Source organism: Geodermatophilus tzadiensis, from assembly GCF_003002915.1.
Lineage (GTDB): Bacteria > Actinomycetota > Actinomycetes > Mycobacteriales > Geodermatophilaceae > Geodermatophilus > Geodermatophilus tzadiensis.
In genome coordinates this window covers 320,891-339,244 of sequence record NZ_PVTG01000002.1, presented here as the reverse complement: position 1 = coordinate 339,244, position 18,354 = coordinate 320,891, and the positions used below count along the sequence as shown (strand labels likewise).

The 18,354-nt window shown below is 75.9% G+C and carries 17 protein-coding genes; 9 read left to right on the top strand and 8 right to left on the bottom strand.

The window, feature by feature from the left end; all coding sequences use genetic code 11:
- Positions 1 to 10: 10 nt before the first annotated feature.
- Entirely contained in the window at positions 11 to 616 is a 606-nt protein-coding gene (locus LY71_RS04725) for a dihydrofolate reductase family protein (protein WP_106275786.1), read from the bottom strand.
- A 167-nt stretch (positions 617 to 783) separates the two neighbouring features.
- Here LY71_RS04725 and LY71_RS04720 point away from each other — a divergent pair, with 167 nt between their 5' ends.
- Together LY71_RS04720 and LY71_RS23960 are read left to right on the top strand one after the other, a co-directional pair.
- On the top strand, positions 784 to 1,599 hold the full coding sequence (locus LY71_RS04720; RefSeq protein WP_146146055.1) for an alpha/beta fold hydrolase: 816 nt from the start codon (positions 784 to 786) through the stop codon (positions 1,597 to 1,599).
- A 575-nt stretch (positions 1,600 to 2,174) separates the two neighbouring features.
- On the top strand, positions 2,175 to 4,796 hold the full coding sequence (locus tag LY71_RS23960) for an MDR family MFS transporter (protein WP_245887662.1): 2,622 nt from the start codon (positions 2,175 to 2,177) through the stop codon (positions 4,794 to 4,796).
- 85 nt (positions 4,797 to 4,881) lie between these two features.
- On the opposite strand, the gene LY71_RS04710 is transcribed toward LY71_RS23960, so the two are convergent.
- Genes LY71_RS04710 through LY71_RS04700 form a run of 3 tightly spaced genes read right to left on the bottom strand, consistent with a single transcriptional unit; the run spans position 4,882 to position 6,826 of the window.
- A complete protein-coding gene (locus LY71_RS04710) occupies positions 4,882 to 5,073 on the bottom strand; it encodes a helix-hairpin-helix domain-containing protein (RefSeq protein WP_106275784.1) in 192 nt (63 codons plus the stop codon).
- Between the two features lie 11 nt (positions 5,074 to 5,084).
- Complete coding sequence (locus LY71_RS04705; RefSeq protein WP_106275783.1) at positions 5,085 to 5,666, bottom strand: hypothetical protein; 582 nt, start codon at positions 5,664 to 5,666, stop codon at positions 5,085 to 5,087.
- 11 nt (positions 5,667 to 5,677) lie between these two features.
- Positions 5,678 to 6,826, bottom strand: coding sequence for a zinc-dependent alcohol dehydrogenase (locus tag LY71_RS04700; protein ID WP_106275782.1), 1,149 nt, complete (start codon positions 6,824 to 6,826; stop codon positions 5,678 to 5,680).
- A gap of 204 nt (positions 6,827 to 7,030) precedes the next feature.
- Between LY71_RS04700 and LY71_RS04695 the strand changes: the two genes are divergently transcribed.
- The 5 genes from LY71_RS04695 to LY71_RS04675 all read left to right on the top strand — a co-directional run bounded on the left by LY71_RS04695 (position 7,031) and on the right by LY71_RS04675 (position 10,743).
- On the top strand, positions 7,031 to 7,216 hold the full coding sequence (locus LY71_RS04695) for a hypothetical protein (RefSeq protein ID WP_091365690.1): 186 nt from the start codon (positions 7,031 to 7,033) through the stop codon (positions 7,214 to 7,216).
- A gap of 39 nt (positions 7,217 to 7,255) precedes the next feature.
- Entirely contained in the window at positions 7,256 to 8,362 is a 1,107-nt protein-coding gene (locus LY71_RS04690; protein ID WP_106275781.1) for an NAD(P)-binding domain-containing protein, read from the top strand.
- A gap of 117 nt (positions 8,363 to 8,479) precedes the next feature.
- Complete coding sequence (locus LY71_RS04685) at positions 8,480 to 9,397, top strand: ABC transporter ATP-binding protein (protein WP_106275780.1); 918 nt, start codon at positions 8,480 to 8,482, stop codon at positions 9,395 to 9,397.
- The gene (locus LY71_RS04680; RefSeq protein WP_245887661.1) at positions 9,394 to 10,215 is read left to right on the top strand and encodes an ABC-2 transporter permease; all 822 of its coding nucleotides are present in this window, start codon (positions 9,394 to 9,396) and stop codon (positions 10,213 to 10,215) included. The genes LY71_RS04685 and LY71_RS04680 overlap by 4 nt, the downstream gene beginning before the upstream one ends.
- Positions 10,216 to 10,395: 180 nt before the next feature.
- On the top strand, positions 10,396 to 10,743 hold the full coding sequence (locus LY71_RS04675; RefSeq protein WP_106275779.1) for a hypothetical protein: 348 nt from the start codon (positions 10,396 to 10,398) through the stop codon (positions 10,741 to 10,743).
- A gap of 12 nt (positions 10,744 to 10,755) precedes the next feature.
- Here LY71_RS04675 and LY71_RS04670 read toward each other — a convergent pair whose 3' ends face one another.
- Complete coding sequence (locus tag LY71_RS04670; RefSeq protein WP_106275778.1) at positions 10,756 to 11,793, bottom strand: ornithine cyclodeaminase; 1,038 nt, start codon at positions 11,791 to 11,793, stop codon at positions 10,756 to 10,758.
- 124 nt (positions 11,794 to 11,917) lie between these two features.
- Here LY71_RS04670 and LY71_RS04665 point away from each other — a divergent pair, with 124 nt between their 5' ends.
- Positions 11,918 to 12,349, top strand: coding sequence for an Lrp/AsnC family transcriptional regulator (locus LY71_RS04665; RefSeq protein WP_106275777.1), 432 nt, complete (start codon positions 11,918 to 11,920; stop codon positions 12,347 to 12,349).
- Positions 12,350 to 12,352: 3 nt separating this feature from the next.
- Here LY71_RS04665 and LY71_RS04660 read toward each other — a convergent pair whose 3' ends face one another.
- On the bottom strand, positions 12,353 to 13,507 hold the full coding sequence (locus LY71_RS04660; RefSeq protein WP_106275776.1) for an MFS transporter: 1,155 nt from the start codon (positions 13,505 to 13,507) through the stop codon (positions 12,353 to 12,355).
- An 85-nt stretch (positions 13,508 to 13,592) separates the two neighbouring features.
- Here LY71_RS04660 and LY71_RS04655 point away from each other — a divergent pair, with 85 nt between their 5' ends.
- Entirely contained in the window at positions 13,593 to 14,123 is a 531-nt protein-coding gene (locus LY71_RS04655; RefSeq protein ID WP_106275775.1) for a DUF488 domain-containing protein, read from the top strand.
- A 19-nt stretch (positions 14,124 to 14,142) separates the two neighbouring features.
- Here the strand turns inward: LY71_RS04655 and LY71_RS04650 are convergent, their stop codons facing one another.
- Both LY71_RS04650 and pruA read right to left on the bottom strand, forming a co-directional pair.
- The gene (locus LY71_RS04650) at positions 14,143 to 16,470 is read right to left on the bottom strand and encodes an FHA domain-containing protein (protein ID WP_170121215.1); all 2,328 of its coding nucleotides are present in this window, start codon (positions 16,468 to 16,470) and stop codon (positions 14,143 to 14,145) included.
- 252 nt (positions 16,471 to 16,722) lie between these two features.
- Entirely contained in the window at positions 16,723 to 18,348 is a 1,626-nt protein-coding gene (pruA, locus tag LY71_RS04645; protein WP_106275773.1) for an L-glutamate gamma-semialdehyde dehydrogenase, read from the bottom strand.
- Between the last annotated feature and the right edge of the window lie 6 nt (positions 18,349 to 18,354).

Here is an 18,354-nt window from a genome sequence, read left to right as displayed (position 1 = left end):
CGCGGCGACCTCACGCAGGGGCGCCGAGCGGCGGGTGCTCGAGCACGCGGGGTCTGTACTCGACCAGCTGGATGCGGCCGTCGAGGGTGCGGTGCCCGATCATCTCGAGGGCGACGTCCGGATAGCCGTCGTAGATGCGTTCCGCGCCCGTGGCCCCGGTGATCACCGGGAAGATCCCGACCCGGAAGCGGTCGACGAGTCCGGCCCGGAGCAGCGACCGGCTCAGGCTGAGGCTGCCGATCGTGCTGAGGAGCCCCGAGCCGTTCTCCTTCATGGCGCGGACCGCCTCGACGGCGTCGCCGCGGACGAGCGTGCAGTTGGCCCACGTCAGCGGTTCCTCGAGCGAGGAGGAGAACACCACCTTCGGCGCGCGCGTGAGCTGGTCGACGGACGCCTCTTCCTCGGGCCTGAACTCGTCCTGGCCACCCGGGACCTCGCCGGCGGCGAAGCCCGACATCAGGCGGTAGGTGTTGGCTCCCATCAGGTAGGTGACCTCGGGCTGCTCGCCGAGCCAGGCGAGGTACTCCGGGCCCTCGAGGCCCCAGAACCCGGGCCATCCCTCTCCCGAGGCGTAGCCGTCGAGGGAGGTGATGAAGTCGACGAGGAGCTCCGACATCGCGGTGTCCTTTCCTCGGGGGTCACGAGGAGAGGACCGGCGGGGAGCTCCGAACTCATCGACCGCGCGGTGGGGTGACGAGAGGACACGTGTCGCTGTCGGCCGACGCCTGCTCCCGCGTGCCCGGTGCCTGGACTGCGGCCCGTGGGCGCTCCACCATCGCCGCCATGAGGGAGCCGATGACGCGGGTCGCGATCGACAGCGGCCACCTGGAGACGGTGGTCCTCGGCTCCGGCGACCCGGTCGCCCTCGTGCCCACCGCGCTGACTGCGGACGAGCTCCTGCCGCTGGCCCAGCGGCTGCGGGACCGGTTCCGGGTCGTCCACTACCACCGGCGCGGCTACGCCGGCAGCAGCCCGGCCACGCCGCCCGGTTCCATCGCTCAGGACGCGGGTGACTGCGCACGACTGCTGGCGGCGCTGGGCCTCCAGAGGGTGCACGTCCTGGGTGTCTCCTACAGCGCCGCGGTGGCCCTCCAGGTGGCCGCCGACCACCCCGACGTGGTCCGCACGCTCACGCTGGTCGAACCGCCCCCGGTGCACGGCCCGGGGGATGCCGCGTTCCGCGCCGCCAGTGCCGACCTCCTGGGTGACCGGCAGGCCCGGGGGGTCGAGGCCGCCGTCGACCGCTTCCTCACCCGCATGACGGGGCCCGATTGGCGCGGGCAGCTCGACGGCGTCGTCCCGGGGAGCTCGGCGCAGGTGGTGCGCGATGGCGGGACCTTCCTCGACGTCGACGTCCCGGCGCTGCTCGACTGGCCCTTCGACGCCTCCACCGCCGCCCGGGTGCGCTGTCCGGTGCTGCACGTCGCCGGGAGCGACCACGGCTCCCTCTTCGACGGGGTCGGCGAGCTGATCCGCGCGTGGCTGCCGCAGGCCGACCAGGTGGTGGTCGCAGGCGCCGGGCACGACGTCGCGCTGACCCACCCCGAGGCGCTGCTCGGGGTGCTCGTGCCCTTCCTCACCCGCCACCGCATCGGCTGACCACCGCCCCCGAGACTGCGGCGGGACCCGTTCGACGCGGGGGGACCGACCGCCACCTCGTGCCGTCCCGTCCCCGCCCGAGTGGGACCAGCGCGCGGTCACGTCCCAGGTCGGCCGCGCCTGCTGACCGGCCCTGGCCCTCACAGCCGGGTCCCAGGCGGTCGTCCGCACTCCCCGGACGTCCCGTCCGCGCCGTCGCCGGGCGCCCGGCGTCCCGCTCGCGCCGCGCCGGACCTGACGGCCACCCGCTCCTCGGGTCGCAGGCGACCGCGGTCCTCCCCCACACGGGAGTCGGATGCCCGGAACGCGACCTGCGACGGATGTGGTCGTCTCCACAGCGGCCCTAGCGTGGGGCCCGGTCCCGACCCACGGACCCCGTCCGGCAGCAGCAGCCGGATCCGCCAGGGAGATCGTCGACACGCCGGCCGCCGCCCGTGACGCGTGCCCGTCGTCACCAGCGAACCGGTCGCACCGAGGAGCAGCATGACCCGGCACCCGTCCCCGATCGTGGCCCGCGCGACGCGGCCCACCGGTGCGACGGGCCGCGGACCGGCCGCCCCGCCCGAGGCGGGCTCGTGACCCGGGGCCACTCCCCCAGCGCGGCCGAGCGCCGGGAGACGCGCGCGGCCGCCGCCGCACCGGACGAGGACGGCGCCTTCACCCACCGGCAGATCCTCACGATCATCGCCGGGCTGATGGTCGCGATGTTCCTCGCCGCCCTCGACCAGACCGTCGCCGCCACCGCCATCCGCACCATCGCCGACGACCTGCGGGCCTACGACCTGCAGGCGTGGGCGACGACGGCGTTCCTGATCACCTCGACGATCTCGACACCGCTGTACGGCAAGCTCTCCGACGTCTACGGCCGGCGGCCCTTCTACCTGTTCGCCATCGCCGTCTTCGTCCTCGGCTCGGTGCTCTGCGGCATGGCCGGCTCCATGTACCAGCTCGCCGCCTTCCGCGCGGTCCAGGGCATCGGCGCCGGCGGCCTGATGTCGCTGGCGCTGGCGATCATCGGCGACGTCGTGCCGCCGCGGCAGCGCTCCCGCTACCAGGGCTTCTTCATGGCCGTGTTCGGCGCCTCGAGCGTGCTGGGGCCGCTCGTCGGCGGCTTCCTCGCCGGCCGGTCCACGCTGCTGGGCGTGGCGGGCTGGCGGTGGGTCTTCCTGGTCAACGTGCCACTGGGCCTGCTGGCGTTCGCCGCGGTGTTCCGCGTGCTGCACCTGCCGCACGAGCGGCGCGAGCACCGCATCGACTGGCCCGGCGCGCTGGCGCTGGTCACCTGCATCGTGCCGCTGCTCCTCGTCGCCGAGCGCGGCCGCACCTGGGGCTGGACCTCCACCGACGCCCTGACGTGCTACGCGATCGGCGCCGTCGGCCTCGCCCTCTTCCTGCTGGCCGAGCGCGCCTACGGGGAGGAGGCGCTGCTGCCGCTGCGGCTGTTCCGCAACCGCACCTTCACCGTCGCCACCGCGGGCAGCACGGTGGTGGGCGCGGCCATGTTCGGCGGCCTGCTGCTGCTGCCGCAGTACCTGCAGATCGTGCACGGCTCCAGCGCCACGGTCGCGGGCCTGCAGATGATCCCGCTGGTCGTCGGCATCGCGATCGGCGCCTCGAGCTCGGGCGTCGCCATCTCCCGGACCGGCCGCTACCGGGTGTTCCCTCTGGCGGGCACCGTGCTCATGGCCGTCGCGCTGGTCGCGCTGTCGTTCGTCGTCGGCGCGGACACCCCGGTCCTGGCGCTGGCGCCGCTCATGGTGCTCCTCGGTGTGGGCCTGGGCTTCAACATGCAGCCCGCCGTGCTGGCGGTGCAGACCGCCGTCGCGCCCTCCCAGATGGGCGTGGCCACCTCGTCGGTCACCTTCTTCCGGCAGATGGGCGCCACCATCGGCACCGCGGCGTTCCTGTCGGTGCTCTTCAGCCGCCTGCCCACCGACATCGGGGCGGCCGTGACCGCGTCCGCGGCGGCCGACCCCCGGGTGGCCGACGCGGTGGGCAGCGGTCGGCTGCCCACCGGTGGGGACCTGTCGGACACCTCCTTCGTCCAGCACCTGCCCGGCTCCCTGGCGCTGCCGTTCCGGACCGGGTTCGCCGACTCCATCGGCCTGGTGTTCCTCGTCGTGGCCGCCGTGGCCGCGGCCGGGTTCCTGGCGTTCCTGTTCCTGCCGCAGCTGGTCCTGTCGGACAAGTCCGGCATCCAGGCCCGTCAGGCGGCGGGGCTCCTCGCAGCGCCGGCCTCCGCGCCGGCCTCGCCCGGCCGTGCCGGACCGGGTCCCCGCCCCACCGTCCACGGCGCTCCGCCCTGCCGACGGCGCCGCGCGGGCCTGGTGGGCCTGGCGGGCCTCGTGGGTCTCGGTCGGGCGGCGGCTCTCTCCCGTCGGGCACCCGGGAGGGCCAGGCACCTCCTGGCCGGTGCCGGGCTCGTGGCGGTGCTCCTCGGGGGGGTCGGCGTCGTCCAGGCCGCGCAGGACTCCGCGGACGGCGGGGCCGCGGGTGCGCGGGCGGCGGCGGACCCCGACACCTCGCCCGCGGACGGGTCGGGCCCCGACCGTGCCGAGCCGATGACCGTTCCGGACCCGCCGGTCCCCGCGGCGCCGCTGCCGTCCGACGAGCGCCGGACCGGCAGCGGCGGGGCCGCCACGCCGCCGGAGGCCACGGACACCCCGCTCGCCCAGGCACCCCCCACCACGGTGCAGCCGGGGACGACGCCACCGGGGACGACGCCACCTCCGACGAGCTCCGCTGCGCCGGCCACCCCGTCCGCGGCGACCGCGACCAGCACCTCGGCGGGGACGGCGACACCGTCGCCGGCGACCAGCGCCACCCCGACCACCACCGCGGCACCCACCACCACGACCGTGCCGACCACCACGCCCGCGCCCACCACCACCGCGGCACCCACGACGACGGCGCCGACCACCACCGCCGCACCCACCACCACGCCCACGCCCACCACCACCGCGGCACCCACGACGACGGCCCCGACCACCACCGCCGCGCCGACCACCACCGCCGCACCCACCACCACGCCGGCGCCCACCACCACCGCGGCACCCACGACGACGGCCCCGACCACCACCGCCGCACCCACCACCGCCGCACCCACCACCACGCCGGCGCCCACCACCACGACGGCACCGACCACCACGACCGCGCCCACCACCGACGCCACCGCAACCGCCACGGCGACCCCCTGAGCGGGGTCCCGGCGGCCGGCACCCCGGGGACGACCTCGGACGTCCCGGCCCGGGTACCCGCCGTACCCCGCGGGTCCCTCCGGGCTCAGCGCAGCCGTAACCCGTGCTCGGCGAGGGCCTCCTCCAGGATCCGCAGTGCCTTCGGACCCATGCCGTGCAGCGCGGCGAGCTGCGCACGCGGGACGCCGTCGAGCTGCCCCAGGCCGGTGTACCCGGCGCCGTGCAGCGCGCGGGTGGCCGGCGCACCGATCCGGGGCAGCTCGTCGAGCGGTGTCACGGGCCGGCAGCTCAGCCGCGGACGGCGCGCAGCAGCCTCCGGACGCCGAGCACCACGACGCCCGCGCCGGCCACCCAGGGGCCGGTGACGACGACCGGGTCGAGGAGCTGGTGGCGGACGTCCGAGCGCCCGCGCCGCGACCGCACGCCGCCGTGGGTGGACTCGGTGCGCACACCCGAGGCGGGCACGTCCGGACGGCCGGAGACGAACGACTGCAGGTGGTGCTCCCAGGCGTCGACGCGGTCGCCGACCACCAGGAGCAGCCAGTGCGCCAGCCGGCCCTCGCTGAACCGCCGGTAGGCGTAGCGCCGGATGGCCCCGGACGGCCCCCGCAGCGGCTGCGCGGTGCCGAAGACGGGGGTGACGAACGCGTGCTCGATCGAGTGCTCCCTGCCCTCGCTGCCCGGCTGGCGTTCGGGGAAGTCCCAGTGCGCGCCGGTGTCGGCCGGGTACTGCAGCCTCGGGTAGGAGGGCCGGTCGGCCGGGTCGAGGTCGACCCCCCAGCCGGGGATGCGGGCGCGCAGCTCCTCTCGGCTCGGCGGTGGTGTGCGCTTGTCCCGGACGTAGGCGCTCGGGATGTCGGACTCGCTCATCGTCGCTCCCCTCAGGCCGCGTCGGGCAGGATCAGCGGCTTGATGCAGCCGTCGAGCTTGCTGGAGAACACGTGGTAGGCCTCCGCGATGTGCTCGAGCGGGAAGCGGTGCGTGACCACCTCGCGGGGGGTCAGGTGGCCGTTGCGCACGTGCTCGAACATCCGCGGCCACTGCCGCTTCACCGGCGTCTGGTTCATCCGCAGCGTCAGGCCCTTGTTCAGCGCGTCGCCGAACTTCACCGCGTTGGGGATCGGCCCGTAGGCGCCCACCACCGAGACGGTGCCGCCCTTGCGGACGCCGTCGATGGCCCAGTTGAGCGCGACCGGTGACCCGCCCTGCAGCTTGAGCTTGGTCCCGGTGACCTGCTGCAGGAAGTTGCCGTCGGCCTCCGCGCCGACCGCCTCGATGACGACGTCGGCGCCCAGGTAGTCGGTCTGCTTCTTCAGCTCGACGACGACGTCGTCGAGCTCGTCGTAGTCCAGCGTCTCGGCGTAGGCCATGGTGCGCGCCTTCTCCAGCCGCTCCTCGAGGTGGTCGACGACGATCACCCGCCCCGCCCCCATCAGCCACGAGGACTGCGCCGCGATCAGCCCCACCGGGCCGGCCCCGAGGACGACGACGGTGTCCCCCTCGGCGATCTCCCCGAGCTGGGCGCCGAAGTAGCCGGTCGCGGCGGCGTCGGTCAGCACGACGGCGTCCTCGTCGTGCATCCACTCGGGGATCTTCGTGGGGCCGACGTCGGCGAAGGGCACGCGGACGTACTGCGACTGCCCCCCGTCGTAGCCCCCGGTGGTGTGGGAGTAGCCGTAGATGCCGCCGACCGCCGTCGCGTTCGGGTTGACGTTGTGGCAGTTGGAGTACAGGCCGCGGGCGCAGAACCAGCACGACCCGCAGAAGACGTTGAACGGCACCATCACCCGGTCGCCGACGGCCAGGTTCTGCACCGACGGGCCGACCTGCTCGACGACGCCGATGAACTCGTGGCCGAAGGTGTGCCCGACCCGGGTGTCCGGCATCAGGCCGTGGTAGAGGTGCAGGTCCGAGCCGCAGATCGCGGCCAGCGTGACCCGCACGATGGCGTCGTTGGGGTGCTCGATCGCCGGGACGTCCTTGTCCTCGACCCGGACCTGGTACGGCCCGCGGTAGACCATGGCGCGCATGCGGGGGCTGCCCTCCTCGAGCGGGAGCCCGGCGTCCTCCGTCGGACGGCCGGGTCGCCGGCGCTGCTCACCGGTCCGTCCCCGACCTTGCGGTCCCGGAGGCCGGTGGGCCACTCGAGACCGCGCCGCGGGCGTCGCTCACGGCTCGCCGGGGACGGCGGCCCTACGGTCGGGCCGGAGCACCGACCAGGGGGAGCCGCCGAGATGGACACGCGTCCGACGTCCGAGCAGGAGCGCACCGACACCTTCCGCCGGGCGCAGCTGAGCCAGCTCGAGCGGCAGACGGAGCTGCTCACGTCCATCCACCGCTGGGTCACCCTCGGCTTCGGCGTCGTGGTGCTGGCCCTGCTGCTCGTGGTCTACCTGCTCGTCGTGCTGGCCATGGGCTGACCCGCGGAAGCGCGGCGGCCCGGGCGGCGTTGCGGGGACGTGAGCAGCGAGCGGGACGTCGACGTCGCGGTCATCGGCGCGGGCCAGGCCGGCCTGTCGGCCGCCCACCACCTGGGCCGGCTGGGGTTCCCGCCCGGGGACGGCTTCGTCGTGCTGGACGCCGACGCCGCGCCCGGCGGGGCCTGGCAGCACCGCTGGCCCTCGCTGACGGTCGCCACCACCCACCGCGTGCACGAGCTGCCCGGGCTGCCGTTCGAGCCGGCCTCGGACGACCTGCCCGCCGCCGAGGCGGTGCCGGCCTACTTCGCCGAGTACGAGCGGCGCTTCGCCCTGCCCGTCGAGCGGCCGGTGCGGGTGTCGGCGGTCCGCCGCGACGGGCACGGGCTCTTCCGCGTGGAGTCCGACCGGGGCGTGTGGCGGGCGCGCGGCGTCGTCAACGCCACCGGCACCTGGACCCGCCCGTTCGTGCCGCACTACCCGGGTCAGGAGACCTTCCGCGGCCGCCAGCTGCACACCGTCGGCTACCGCGGCGCGGCGGAGTTCGCCGGCCGGTCGGTGGTCGTGGTCGGCGGCGGCGCCTCGGCGGTGCAGCTGCTCGGCGAGCTCGCCGCCGTCGCCCGGACGACCTGGGTGACCCGCCGGCCACCGGTCTGGCGGGAGGGCCCCTTCGGTGAGGAGCAGGGCCGCGCCGCGGTCGCCCGGGTCGCCGAGGCGGTGCGCGCCGGGCGGATGCCCGGCAGCGTCGTCGGGACGACCGGCCTCGTGGTGACGCCGTGGGTGCGCCGGGCGCTGGACGCCGGCGTGCTCACCCGGCTGCCGGTGTTCGACCGGATCACCCCCGACGGCGTCGCCTGGGACGACGGCCGGTCCGTGCCGGCCGACGTGATCCTGTGGGCCACCGGCTTCCGCGCCGCCGTCGGCCACCTCGCCCCGCTGCGGCTGCGCACCCGCGACGGGGTGATCCCGGTGGCCGGCACCGCCGCCGTGGAGGAGCCGCGGCTGCAGCTGGTCGGCTACGGCCCGAGCGCGAGCACCATCGGCGCCAACCGGGCCGGGCGGACGGCGGCGGTGGCCCTGCGCCGGCTGCTGGACGCCGACACGGGAGCCGACACCGGAGCCGGCGCGGCGCTCCCCCGCAGCGCCTGACCCAGGGTCCTCCCGGAGCCGCGATCAGGGGCGGATGGGGGGCCGGCCCGGATGTGCCCGCCCCTCGCCCGGCGGGAGCCTCGCGGCCATGACCTCCTCACCCTCGGCGGGAACGCCGTGATCGTCGCCTCCGGCCTGACCAAGCGCTACGGCGACCGCGTCGCCGTGGACGACGTCTCCTTCACCGTCCGCCCCGGCCGGGTCACCGGCTTCCTCGGCCCCAACGGCGCCGGCAAGTCCACGACCATGCGGATGGTCATCGGGCTGGACCGGCCCACCGCCGGCACGGTCACCGTCGACGGCGCCCGCTACGCCGACTCCCCCGCCCCGCTGCGTGCGGTCGGCGCGCTGCTGGAGGCCCGTGCGCTGCACCCCGGCCGCACCGCCCGGGCGCACCTGCGCTGGCTGGCCGCGTCCAACGGCATCCCGGCGGCCCGCGTCGAGGAGGTGCTCGGCCTGGTCGGGCTGGAGGCGGTGGCCGGCCAGCGGGTCGGCCGCTTCTCCCTCGGCATGGGCCAGCGGCTGGGCATCGCGGCCGCGCTGCTCGGCGACCCGCCGGTCGTCGTCCTCGACGAGCCGGTCAACGGCCTGGACCCCGAGGGCATCCGGTGGGTGCGCTCGCTCGCCCGCGACCTGGCCGCCGAGGGCCGCACCGTGCTCGTCTCCAGCCACCTCATGGCCGAGATGGCGCTCACCGCCGACCACCTCGTCGTCGTCGGCCGGGGCCGGGTGCTGGCCGACTGCGCGACCGCGGACTTCATCGCCCAGCACGCCGCCTCGTTCGTGCGGGTCCGCACGCCGCGGCCCGGCGCGCTGGCCGACCTGCTGCGCCGCTCGGGCGCCCAGGTCACCCGGGACGGCGACGAGCTGCGGGTGCAGGGCGCCGACACCGTCGCGGTCGGCGAGCTGGCCGCCGGCGCCGGGCTGGTGCTGCACGAGCTCGGCCTCGTCCGCTCCTCCCTCGAGGACGCCTTCATGACCCTGACCGCCGGCAGCGTCGAGTACGCCGCCCGTCCCGCCGAGGTGACCCGGTGACCGCCGTGACCCCCACCGCCCCCCGCCACGCCGTCCCCGCCACCCCGGCCGGGACCGGCCTCGGCCGTGCCGGGCACGCCGAGTGGCTCAAGCTGTGGTCGGTGCGCTCCACCGGCTGGTCCGTGGCCGCGATGGTGGCGCTCGGGGCGGGGCTGACCACCCTGGTGTGCGCCCTGGTCGCGCGGGACCTCGCCGCCGGCGAGACCGGCGAGCCGGTCGGGGCGTTCATCACCTGGGGCCTGCTGTTCGCGCAGGTCACCGCGGTCGTGCTCGGCGCGCTCACCGTGACCGCCGAGTACGGCACGGGGATGATCCGCGCCACCCTCGCCGCCACGCCGCGCCGCGGGACGGTGCTGGCCGCCAAGGCGCTGGTGCTGTCCGGGACGTTGTTCGTCGCCGGGGTGGTCACCGCCGTGCTGGGCTGGCTGGGCGGGAACGCCTTCCTGTCCGCGGAGGGCATCGGCCTGTCGCTCGGCGACGACGGCGTGCTGCGGGCCCTGTTCGGCAGCGGCCTCTACATGGCCGGGCTCGGGCTGCTGGCGATGGCGGCGGGCCTGCTGCTGCGCTCCACCGCCGCCGCGGTGTCGGTGGTGCTCGCGCTGGTGTTCCTGGTCGGCAACCTGGTGATGCTGCTGCCCGGCGCGCTGGGTGAGTGGCTGACCAAGCTGATGCCGGGCAACGCCGGGTCCCGGATCGCCATGCCGGAGTCGTTCAACCCGCTGCTGCTCGAGCCGTGGACCGGGTTCGCGGTGTTCGCCGCCGAGGTCGCCGTCGTGCTCGGGCTGGCCGCGGTCGCCTTCGCCCGTCGGGACGCCTGAGGGACCTGGCGACGTCGTGCTCTGCCCCGTCAGGCGGGGCAGAGCACGAGCTCGCCGGGGACACCGTCCCCTGGCTCGAGGTCGTGCTCTGGTCCGCACCGGGGGCAGAGCACGACGTGTGCCGGGTCGACACCGGAGGTCCCCCGGCGGGGTCCGGCGGCGGACTGGCACCGTGGAGGGGTGACCTCCCCTGATGCCGCCGCCCTCGGTCGCGAGCGCGCCGCCGCCCTGCTGGACCACCTCGCGGCCGGGGACGCCGCCGCGGCCGACGCGGTGCTGGCCGGCGTCGACGAGGTGCGCGAGCTCGTCTACGTCGGCGCCGCGCTCACCTCGCTGTCCCGCACCGAGGCCCGTGGCCTGCCCCCGGCCCAGCGCGCGCAGGCCAACACCCGCCAGCTGAACCTGGGCGCCGCCCGCGACGCCGCCCGCAGCGACCCGGCGGGGCTGCGCACCTGGCTGCGCCGCTCGGCCGAGGAGCTGCTCCTGCTGCGCTCCCTGCGCGCGGCCGCCGACCGCATCGCCGGCTGAGAAGCCGGGAGCTCAGGAGCCGATCGGGGTCATCGCGCCGAGCATGCCGAACAGGTCCTTCGGGTCCTCGGGCTCGGCCACCAGGTCGACGTCGTCCACCCACGGCGTGCCGCGCACCTGGTCGCGCACGTAGCGCAGCGCCGAGTGGTCCTCGATCGCGAAGCCGACGGAGTCGAACAGGGTGACCTGCCCGGCCGACGTCCGGCCGGGGGCGCGGCCGGTGAGCACCTGCCACAGCTCGGTCACCGGGAAGTCGGCCGGCATCGCCTGGATCTCGCCCTCGATGCGGGTCTGCGGCGGGAACTCGACGAAGACGGTGACGTCGTCGCGCAGCAGGATCGAGGGGTCGAGCTCGGTCTTGCCGGGGCAGTCGCCGCCGATGGCGTTGAGGTGCACGCCCGGCTCGACCCACTCCCCGGGCAGCACGACCGCGCGGGCCTTGTCCGCGGTGCAGGTGGTGACGACGTCGGCGCCGCGCACCGCCTCGCGGCCGGAGGAGGTCACGGTGACGTCGAAGCCGAGCGGGGTCAGGTTGCGGGCGAGCTTGGCCATGGCGTCGGGGTCGGTGTCCCAGACCGCGACCTCGCGGATGCCGAGCAGCGCCCGCATGCCCAGCGCCTGGAACTCCGACTGGCTGCCCGCGCCGATCAGCGCCAGGCGGCGGGAGTCGGGCCGGGCCAGGAGCCGGGCGACCATGGCCGAGGTCGCCGCCGTCCGCAGCGCGGTCAGCAGCGTCATCTCGGCGAGGAAGACCGGGTAGCCGTTGGAGACGTCGGAGAGGGCACCGAAGGCGCTCACGGTCTGGAAGCCGCGGGCGGGGTTGCTCGGGTGGCCGTTGACGTACTTGAAGGCGTAGGTCTCGCCGTCGCTGGTCGGCATGAGCTCGATGACGCCGTAGGGCGTGTGGCTGCCGACGCGGGGGGTCTTGTCGAAGGACTCCCAGCGGCGGAAGTCGTCCTCCACGTACTCGGCGATCCCGGCGATCACGCGCTCGGGCCCGGCCTCGACCACCCAGCGGACCATGTTGCGGACGTCCACGAACAGCGTCATGACGACGGTCTCCTCTCGACGGGGAGAACGCTAGGGATGGGCGATCTGCACGGGCAATGAGCAGAGCGAGTGCATCGTGTGCAGGAGCTGGTCACATCGCGGCGCTCGGTCGTACGGTCTGCGCATGGCGGAGCTCAGCGACCTCGACCGGCGGCTGCTGGCGGCCCTGCGCGAGGACGGCCGGGCGCCGGTGGCCGAGCTCGCCCGCCGGCTCGGGGTCACCCGCGCGACGGTCACCAGCCACCTCGACCGGCTGGTCGCCGAGGACGTCGTCGTCGGGTTCACCGTGCGGATGCGCGACGAGGCCGCGGCCGGCGGGGTCCGCGCGGTGTCGCTCATCGAGGTCGAGGGCCGCTCCACCGACGACGTCATCCGGCGGCTGCGCGGCTTCCCCGAGATCGAGTCGATGCACTCGACCAACGGCGCCTGGGACCTCGTGGCCGAGACCCGCACCGCCGACCTCGCCGAGTTCGACCGGCTGCTCAACCGCATCCGCGCCGTCCCCGGCGTGATCAACAGCCAGACCAGCCTGCTGCTGACCTCCGTGCTGCGCTGACCCTCACACGGGCCGGGTCGCCACCCGGGCCAGCGGCAGCGCGGCCACGAGGACGGCGGCGACGAGGACGTAGGTCCAGGGCAGGCCGACGCCGGCCGCGACGACGCCGAGCGCCAGCGCGCCCACGGCCGTGCCGGCGTCGAAGGAGGCGTTCCACAGCGCGCTCGCCGCCGTCGACCCGCCCTCCCCGGCGCGGGCGAAGGCGCTCACCAGCGTCAGGTTCTGCACCGCGCCGTACCCCCCGCCGAAGAGCGCGGCGCCGAGCAGGACCCAGGCGTCGCCGCCCGCGAGGCCCGCGGCGACCAGGGCCAGCCCCACCGCCCCGCCCACCAGGGCCACGGGCAGCAGCCGGCCGGTGCCGACCCGGTCGGCCACCAGACCGGCACGCCACCGGGTGAGCGCCCCGGTGACGCCGAAGACGAGCAGCGCCGCCGTCGCCAGGACGCCGTCGGGCCGCTCGATCGGCAGGAAGGTGACCAGCCCGCCGCCGGCCAGGGTGACCACCAGCAGCACCGCCGACGGCGCCAGCGCGGCGCGCACCGCGGCACGCGAGGACGTCGTGGCGACCGGCTCCCGGGCCACCCGCCGGGCCAGCACCGGCAGCAGCGGCAGCGCGAGCACGGGGCAGGCGGCCAGCCAGGCCAGCAGCACCGGGTGGTCGCCGAGCACCAGCGCCACCCCGGCCGGGACGCCCACCAGGTTGGGCACCGCGATGGCCAGGCCGTAGATGCCGATCGACTCGCCGCGGCGCTCGGGCGGCGCCACCTGGGCGGCCAGCGTGGCGCCGAGGACGGTGAGCACCGCGAACCCCGCGCCGCGCACCGCGGACACCGCCGAGAGCCACAGCACGGAGTCGCCGAGGGCGTACAGCGGGGCGGGGGCGCCGAGGGCGAGCAGGCCGGCGGCCAGCACCGGCGCCGGGCCGGAGCGCGCGGTCAGCCCCGGCACCAGCCCCTGGACGGCGACGGTGGTCAGCAGGAACACCGCGGTGACGACGCCGGCGGTGTCCGCGGACGCCCCGCCCTGCACCGCGTAGGCCGGCAGCGAGGCCAGCGTCAGGCAGTAGCTGACGAAGCCGAGGGCGGTCGCCCCGACCAGGGCGCGCATGGCCGGCAGCCGCCACAGCGACGTCCGCCGTCCCGTCGTCCCCTGCGCCACGCCGCTCCCCTCGCCCGGGCACCGTCCCCGGCCGCCCAGCATGACCGGCGCCGGGCCGGTGCCCCGAGGCGGGTAGGGGTGGCGGGTGCCGCTGCTGACCGTGGGCCACGGGCCCGACGACCGCGCCCGCCTCGCCGCCCGGCTGACCGCGGGCGGGGTCGGTCTGCTCGTCGACGTCCGCCGCTTCCCGGGCAGCCGGACCAACCCCGACGTGCAGCGGGAGGCGCTGGAGGACTGGCTGCCGGCCGCGGGGATCGGCTACCGGTGGGACGCCCGCCTCGGCGGCCGGCGCCGGCTGCCCGCGGACGAGCCGGTGGCCGACGGCTGGTGGACCGTCGCCCAGTTCGCCGCCTACGCCGCGCACACCCGGACGGCGGAGTTCGCCGCGGGGCTCGACGAGGTGCTGGACGCGGCCGCGACGGCGACCGTGGCGGTGATGTGCAGCGAGAGCGTCTGGTGGCGCTGCCACCGGCGGCTGGTCGCCGACGTCGCCGTCCTCGCCCGCGGGGTGCCGGTGCGCCACCTCATGCCCGACGGCCGGTCGGCCGAGCACCGACCGTCCGCGGGTGCCGTCCTCGGCGACGACGGCCTCGTGCGCTGGCCGGGACCGCCGTGAGCATCGACGGACGGCGGGGTCAGCGGGCGGTGCCCGAGCGCGCCACCGACCGCGCCAGCGCCCACGCGGTCAGCGCCAGGAACACCGCCGCCTGGAGGGCGAGCAGCCCGAGGTCCAGCGCCCAGCGCTCGGCGGTGGGCGTGAACAGCGGGTCCGGCTGCGGACCGGACAGGGGTTGCAGCTCGGCCGTCGCGGCCATCGCGGCGTAGCCGGCGCGGGCCGGCAGCAGCCACGAGACCTGCTCCAGGCCGGCCCGGTCGGCCAGCGGGAACAGGCCGCCGCAGAGCACCAGCTGTCCCATCACCAGCGCGACGAGGGCCGGCATGGTCTGGTCGGTGGACCGCGCCAGCGCGGAGACCGCCAGCGCGGCGATGCTCATCGTCACGCCCACCCCGGCCGCCGCGAGGGCGACCTCCCCGTGGCCCCAGGGCAGCACCCGCGGGTCGTCGGGCCCCGGCAGCCCGATGAGCGCCAGCAGGGTGAACGCCACCGACTGCAGCGCGACGGCCCCGCCGAGGACGAGCACCTTGCCGGCCAGGTAGGCGGTCGGGGACAGCCCCACGGCGTGCTCGCGGCGGTAGATGGGGCGTTCGGCGACGAACTCCCGGACCGCGAGCGCGGCCCCCATCAGGGCGGCACCCACCACCAACACGATGATCCGCTGCTGCGCCTCGGCGGGGTCCCCGCCGGCCGCCTGCAGCGACAGGCCGGCCTCGCCGGGGAAGGCGTGCGCCATGACCGCCAGGACCACCGGCATCCCGACCAGCAGGGCCAGGAACAGCCGGTCGGCGGCCACGACGGCGAGGTTGCGCCGCACGAGCGTGACCAGCTGGCGGACCGGCGCCGGCCGCATCGGCGCCGGGGCCCGCCCGGCCGGCGGCGGGGTCGGCGTCACGATCGAGGTGGACCCCACGTAGGCCTGCCGGACCGGCGACTCCGCGAAACGGCTGACCCACACGGGGTCGTCGATCACCCGGAAGACCGACGCGTGGTCCGGCACGCCGAAGAACGACAGCAGCTGCTGCGGGGGGCCGAAGAAGGCCACCCGGCCGCCAGTGGCCAGCAGCAGCACGAGGTCGCACTGGTCCAGGGCGAGCACGCTGTGCGTGACGACGAGGACCACCCGGCCGTCGTCGGCCAGGCTCCGCAGGCCCTCCATCACCTGCCGGTCCAGCCCGGGGTCCAGGCCGGAGGTGGGCTCGTCGAGGAAGAGCAGCTGCGGCGCGGTGAGCAGCTCCAGGGCGATGGAGGTGCGCTTGCGCTGGCCACCGGAGAGCGAGTCGATCCGCTGGTCCAGCTGCGCGGAGAGCCCCACCTCCGCGAGGACCTGGCGCACCCGCTGGTCCCGCTCGGCCGCGGTGGTGTCCTGCGGCAGCCGCAGGCGGGCGGCGTAGTCCAGCGCCCGCCGCACGGTCAGCTGGCGGTGCAGCACGTCGTCCTGGGGCACCAGGCCGATCTGGTGGCGCAGGTGGTCGTACTCCGCGTACAGGTCCCGCCCGTCCCACGTCACCCGTCCCATGCCGGCCGGGCGCAGGCCGGTGAGCGCACCGAGGAGGGTCGACTTGCCGGCACCGGACGGGCCGATGACCGCCACGAGCTGCCCCGCCCGGGCGGTGAGCGTGACGTCGTCGAGCAGGCGCTTGCCGCTGCGCGTGGAGACGCCGAGGTGCCGCGCGCTGAGGGTCGCCGTGCGGCGGCCCCCGGCGCGCGGCAGCAGCACCGCGCGGCCGTCCCAGGTGGCCATGGTGCCCCCGACGCCGATGGTGTCCCCGGGGCCGAGGGGCGCCGGCCCGGTCAGGCGCACCCCGTTGAGGTGCGTCCCGTTCGAGCTGCCCAGGTCCTCCAGCACGGCGGCGCCGGGGCCGGTGACGCGCACGGCGGCGTGGCGGCGCGACACCAGCGGGTCCTCGGCGACGACCACGTCGCAGGAGGGGTCGCGGCCGATGACGACGACCGGCCCCGCGGCCGGGCCGGGACCCGGCACCGGCCCGGGCGTGACGGGCGCCCACCGGACCAGCAGTTCCGGGCCGCCCTGCAGGCCCAGGCGCACCCGGTGCTCCCACCCGGGCTCGAGCGGCCGCCCGGTGCCCGGTGCCCCGTCCGGCCTCCCGGCCGGCAGCACCGTCCCGTCGACGGCGGTGCCGTTGCTGCTGCCGAGGTCCTCGACCACCCAGCCGCGCTCGTCGCGCCGCAGCCCCAGGTGCACGCGGCTGACCTGCTGGTCCGGCAGCAGCACGTCGCAGCGCTGGTCCCGGCCCACGACCACCGGCCGGGACCCGTCGAACGTCCACACGCGACCGCCGGCGGACAGCTGCAGCAGCGTGCCGTCGCGCGGCCCGGCCGTCACCACCGACGCTCCCTCCCGTGCGGGGCCCGGCGCCGGAGGGGTGGCGACGGGTCCTGACGTCGACAGGCCACGACGGACCTCCCTGCCTCGTTGCGCCCGGGCCGTCCGTGCGGACGGGACCGTCCCCACCGGCCCCGCCCGCGTCAACCGCTTCCCGGCCCCCGGGGGCCCGGGACCCGCCCGGCCGGGTCCCCGTCGCGCACGCCGTGACGCTGCGCCGCCGGCTCCCTGCGGGCGGTCGCCGCGGGCGGCTCAGCCCATGTGCGGGTAGGTGTGGTCGGTCGGCGGGACGAAGGTCTCCTTGATCGAGCGGGTCGACGTCCAGCGCTGCAGGTTCTGCGCCGCACCGGCCTTGTCGTTGGTGCCCGACGCGCGCCCGCCGCCGAAGGGCTGCTGGCCGACGACGGCCCCGGTGGGCTTGTCGTTGACGTAGAAGTTGCCCGCCGCGAAGCGCAGCTTCTGCTGGGCGTGCGCGATCGCCGCCCTGTCCTGGGCGATGACCGCGCCGGTCAGCGCGTACGGCGCCGCCGACTCCATCTGGGTGAGCACGGTGTCGTAGTCGGCGTCGTCGTAGACGTGCACCGCGAGGATCGGCCCGAAGTACTCGGTGGTGAACACCTCGTGCCCGGGATCGGTGCCCTCGATGACCGTCGGCCGGACGAAGAAGCCCTCGGAGTCGTCCTTCTGGCCGCCGGCGACGATCGACAGCGCCGGGTCGTCGTCCACCCGGTCGAGAACGCCGGACAGCCTGGAGAAGGACTTCCGGTCGATCACCGCGCCCATGAAGTTCGAGAAGTCGGTGACGTCGCCCATCGACAGCGACTCGGTGGTCGCGACCAGGTCGTCGCGCAGCCGCGCCCACACCGACCGCGGCACGTAGGCGCGCGAGGCCGCCGAGCACTTCTGCCCCTGGTACTCGAACGCGCCGCGGACCAGCGCGGTGCGCAGCACGTCGACGTCGGCCGAGGGGTGGGCGACGACGAAGTCCTTGCCGCCGGTCTCGCCGACGATCCGCGGGTAGCCGCGGTAGTTCGCGATGTTCTCTCCCACCGTCCGCCACAGGTGCTGGAAGACCGCGGTCGACCCGGTGAAGTGGATGCCGGCGAGGTCGCGGTCGGCGAGCACCACCTCGGAGACCGGGATGCCGTCGCCGGGCAGCATGTTGACCACACCGGGCGGCAGGCCGGCGGCCTCGAGCAGCCGCATCAGGAAGTGCGCGGCGAACTGCTGGGTGGGGGCGGGCTTCCAGACGACGGTGTTGCCCATGAGCGCCGGCGCGGTCGGCAGGTTGCCGGCGATCGCGGTGAAGTTGAACGGCGTGACCGCGTAGACGAACCCCTCCAGCGGCCGGTGGTCGCTGCGGTTCCACACGCCCGGCGAGGACACCGGCTGGGCGGAGACGATCTCGCGGGCGAAGTGCACGTTCCAGCGCCAGAAGTCGACCAGCTCGCACGCCGAGTCGATCTCGGCCTGGTGGGCCGTCTTGGACTGCCCGAGCACGGTCGCGGCGTTGAGCGTCTGCCGCCACGGCCCGGCCAGCAGGTCGGCGGCCTTGAGGAAGACCGCGGCGCGGTCGTCGAAGGACAGCTCCCGCCACGCCGGCGCGGCGGCCTTGGCGGCGGCCACGGCCTCCTCGGCGTCGGCGTGCGTGGCGTGCGCGGCGGTGCCGAGGACGGCGGCGTGCCGGTGCGGCTGGACGACGTCGAAGCGCTCGCCGCTGCCCATCCGCTGCTTGTCGCCGATGGTCATGGTCAGCTCGAGCGGCTCGGCGGCCAGCTCGGTCAGCCGCTGCTGCAGGGCCGCGCGCTCCGGCGAGCCCGGCGCGTAGTCGTGCACCGGCTCGTTGGTCGGCGGGGGGACGTTGGTGACGGCGTCCACGGGGGC

Bases quoted from the DNA above. Each gene is read 5' to 3' on its own strand.
- LY71_RS04705 (WP_106275783.1), bottom strand. From the start codon at position 5,666: ATGAGCGAGTCCGACATCCCGAGCGCCTACGTCCGGGACAAGCGCACA.
- LY71_RS04725 (WP_106275786.1), bottom strand. From the start codon at position 616: ATGTCGGAGCTCCTCGTCGACTTCATCACCTCCCTCGACGGCTACGCC.
- LY71_RS04720 (WP_146146055.1), top strand. From the start codon at position 784: ATGAGGGAGCCGATGACGCGGGTCGCGATCGACAGCGGCCACCTGGAG.
- LY71_RS04670 (WP_106275778.1), bottom strand. From the start codon at position 11,793: ATGACGCTGTTCGTGGACGTCCGCAACATGGTCCGCTGGGTGGTCGAG.
- LY71_RS04695 (WP_091365690.1), top strand. From the start codon at position 7,031: ATGGACACGCGTCCGACGTCCGAGCAGGAGCGCACCGACACCTTCCGC.
- LY71_RS04700 (WP_106275782.1), bottom strand. From the start codon at position 6,826: ATGCGCGCCATGGTCTACCGCGGGCCGTACCAGGTCCGGGTCGAGGAC.
- LY71_RS04665 (WP_106275777.1), top strand. From the start codon at position 11,918: ATGGCGGAGCTCAGCGACCTCGACCGGCGGCTGCTGGCGGCCCTGCGC.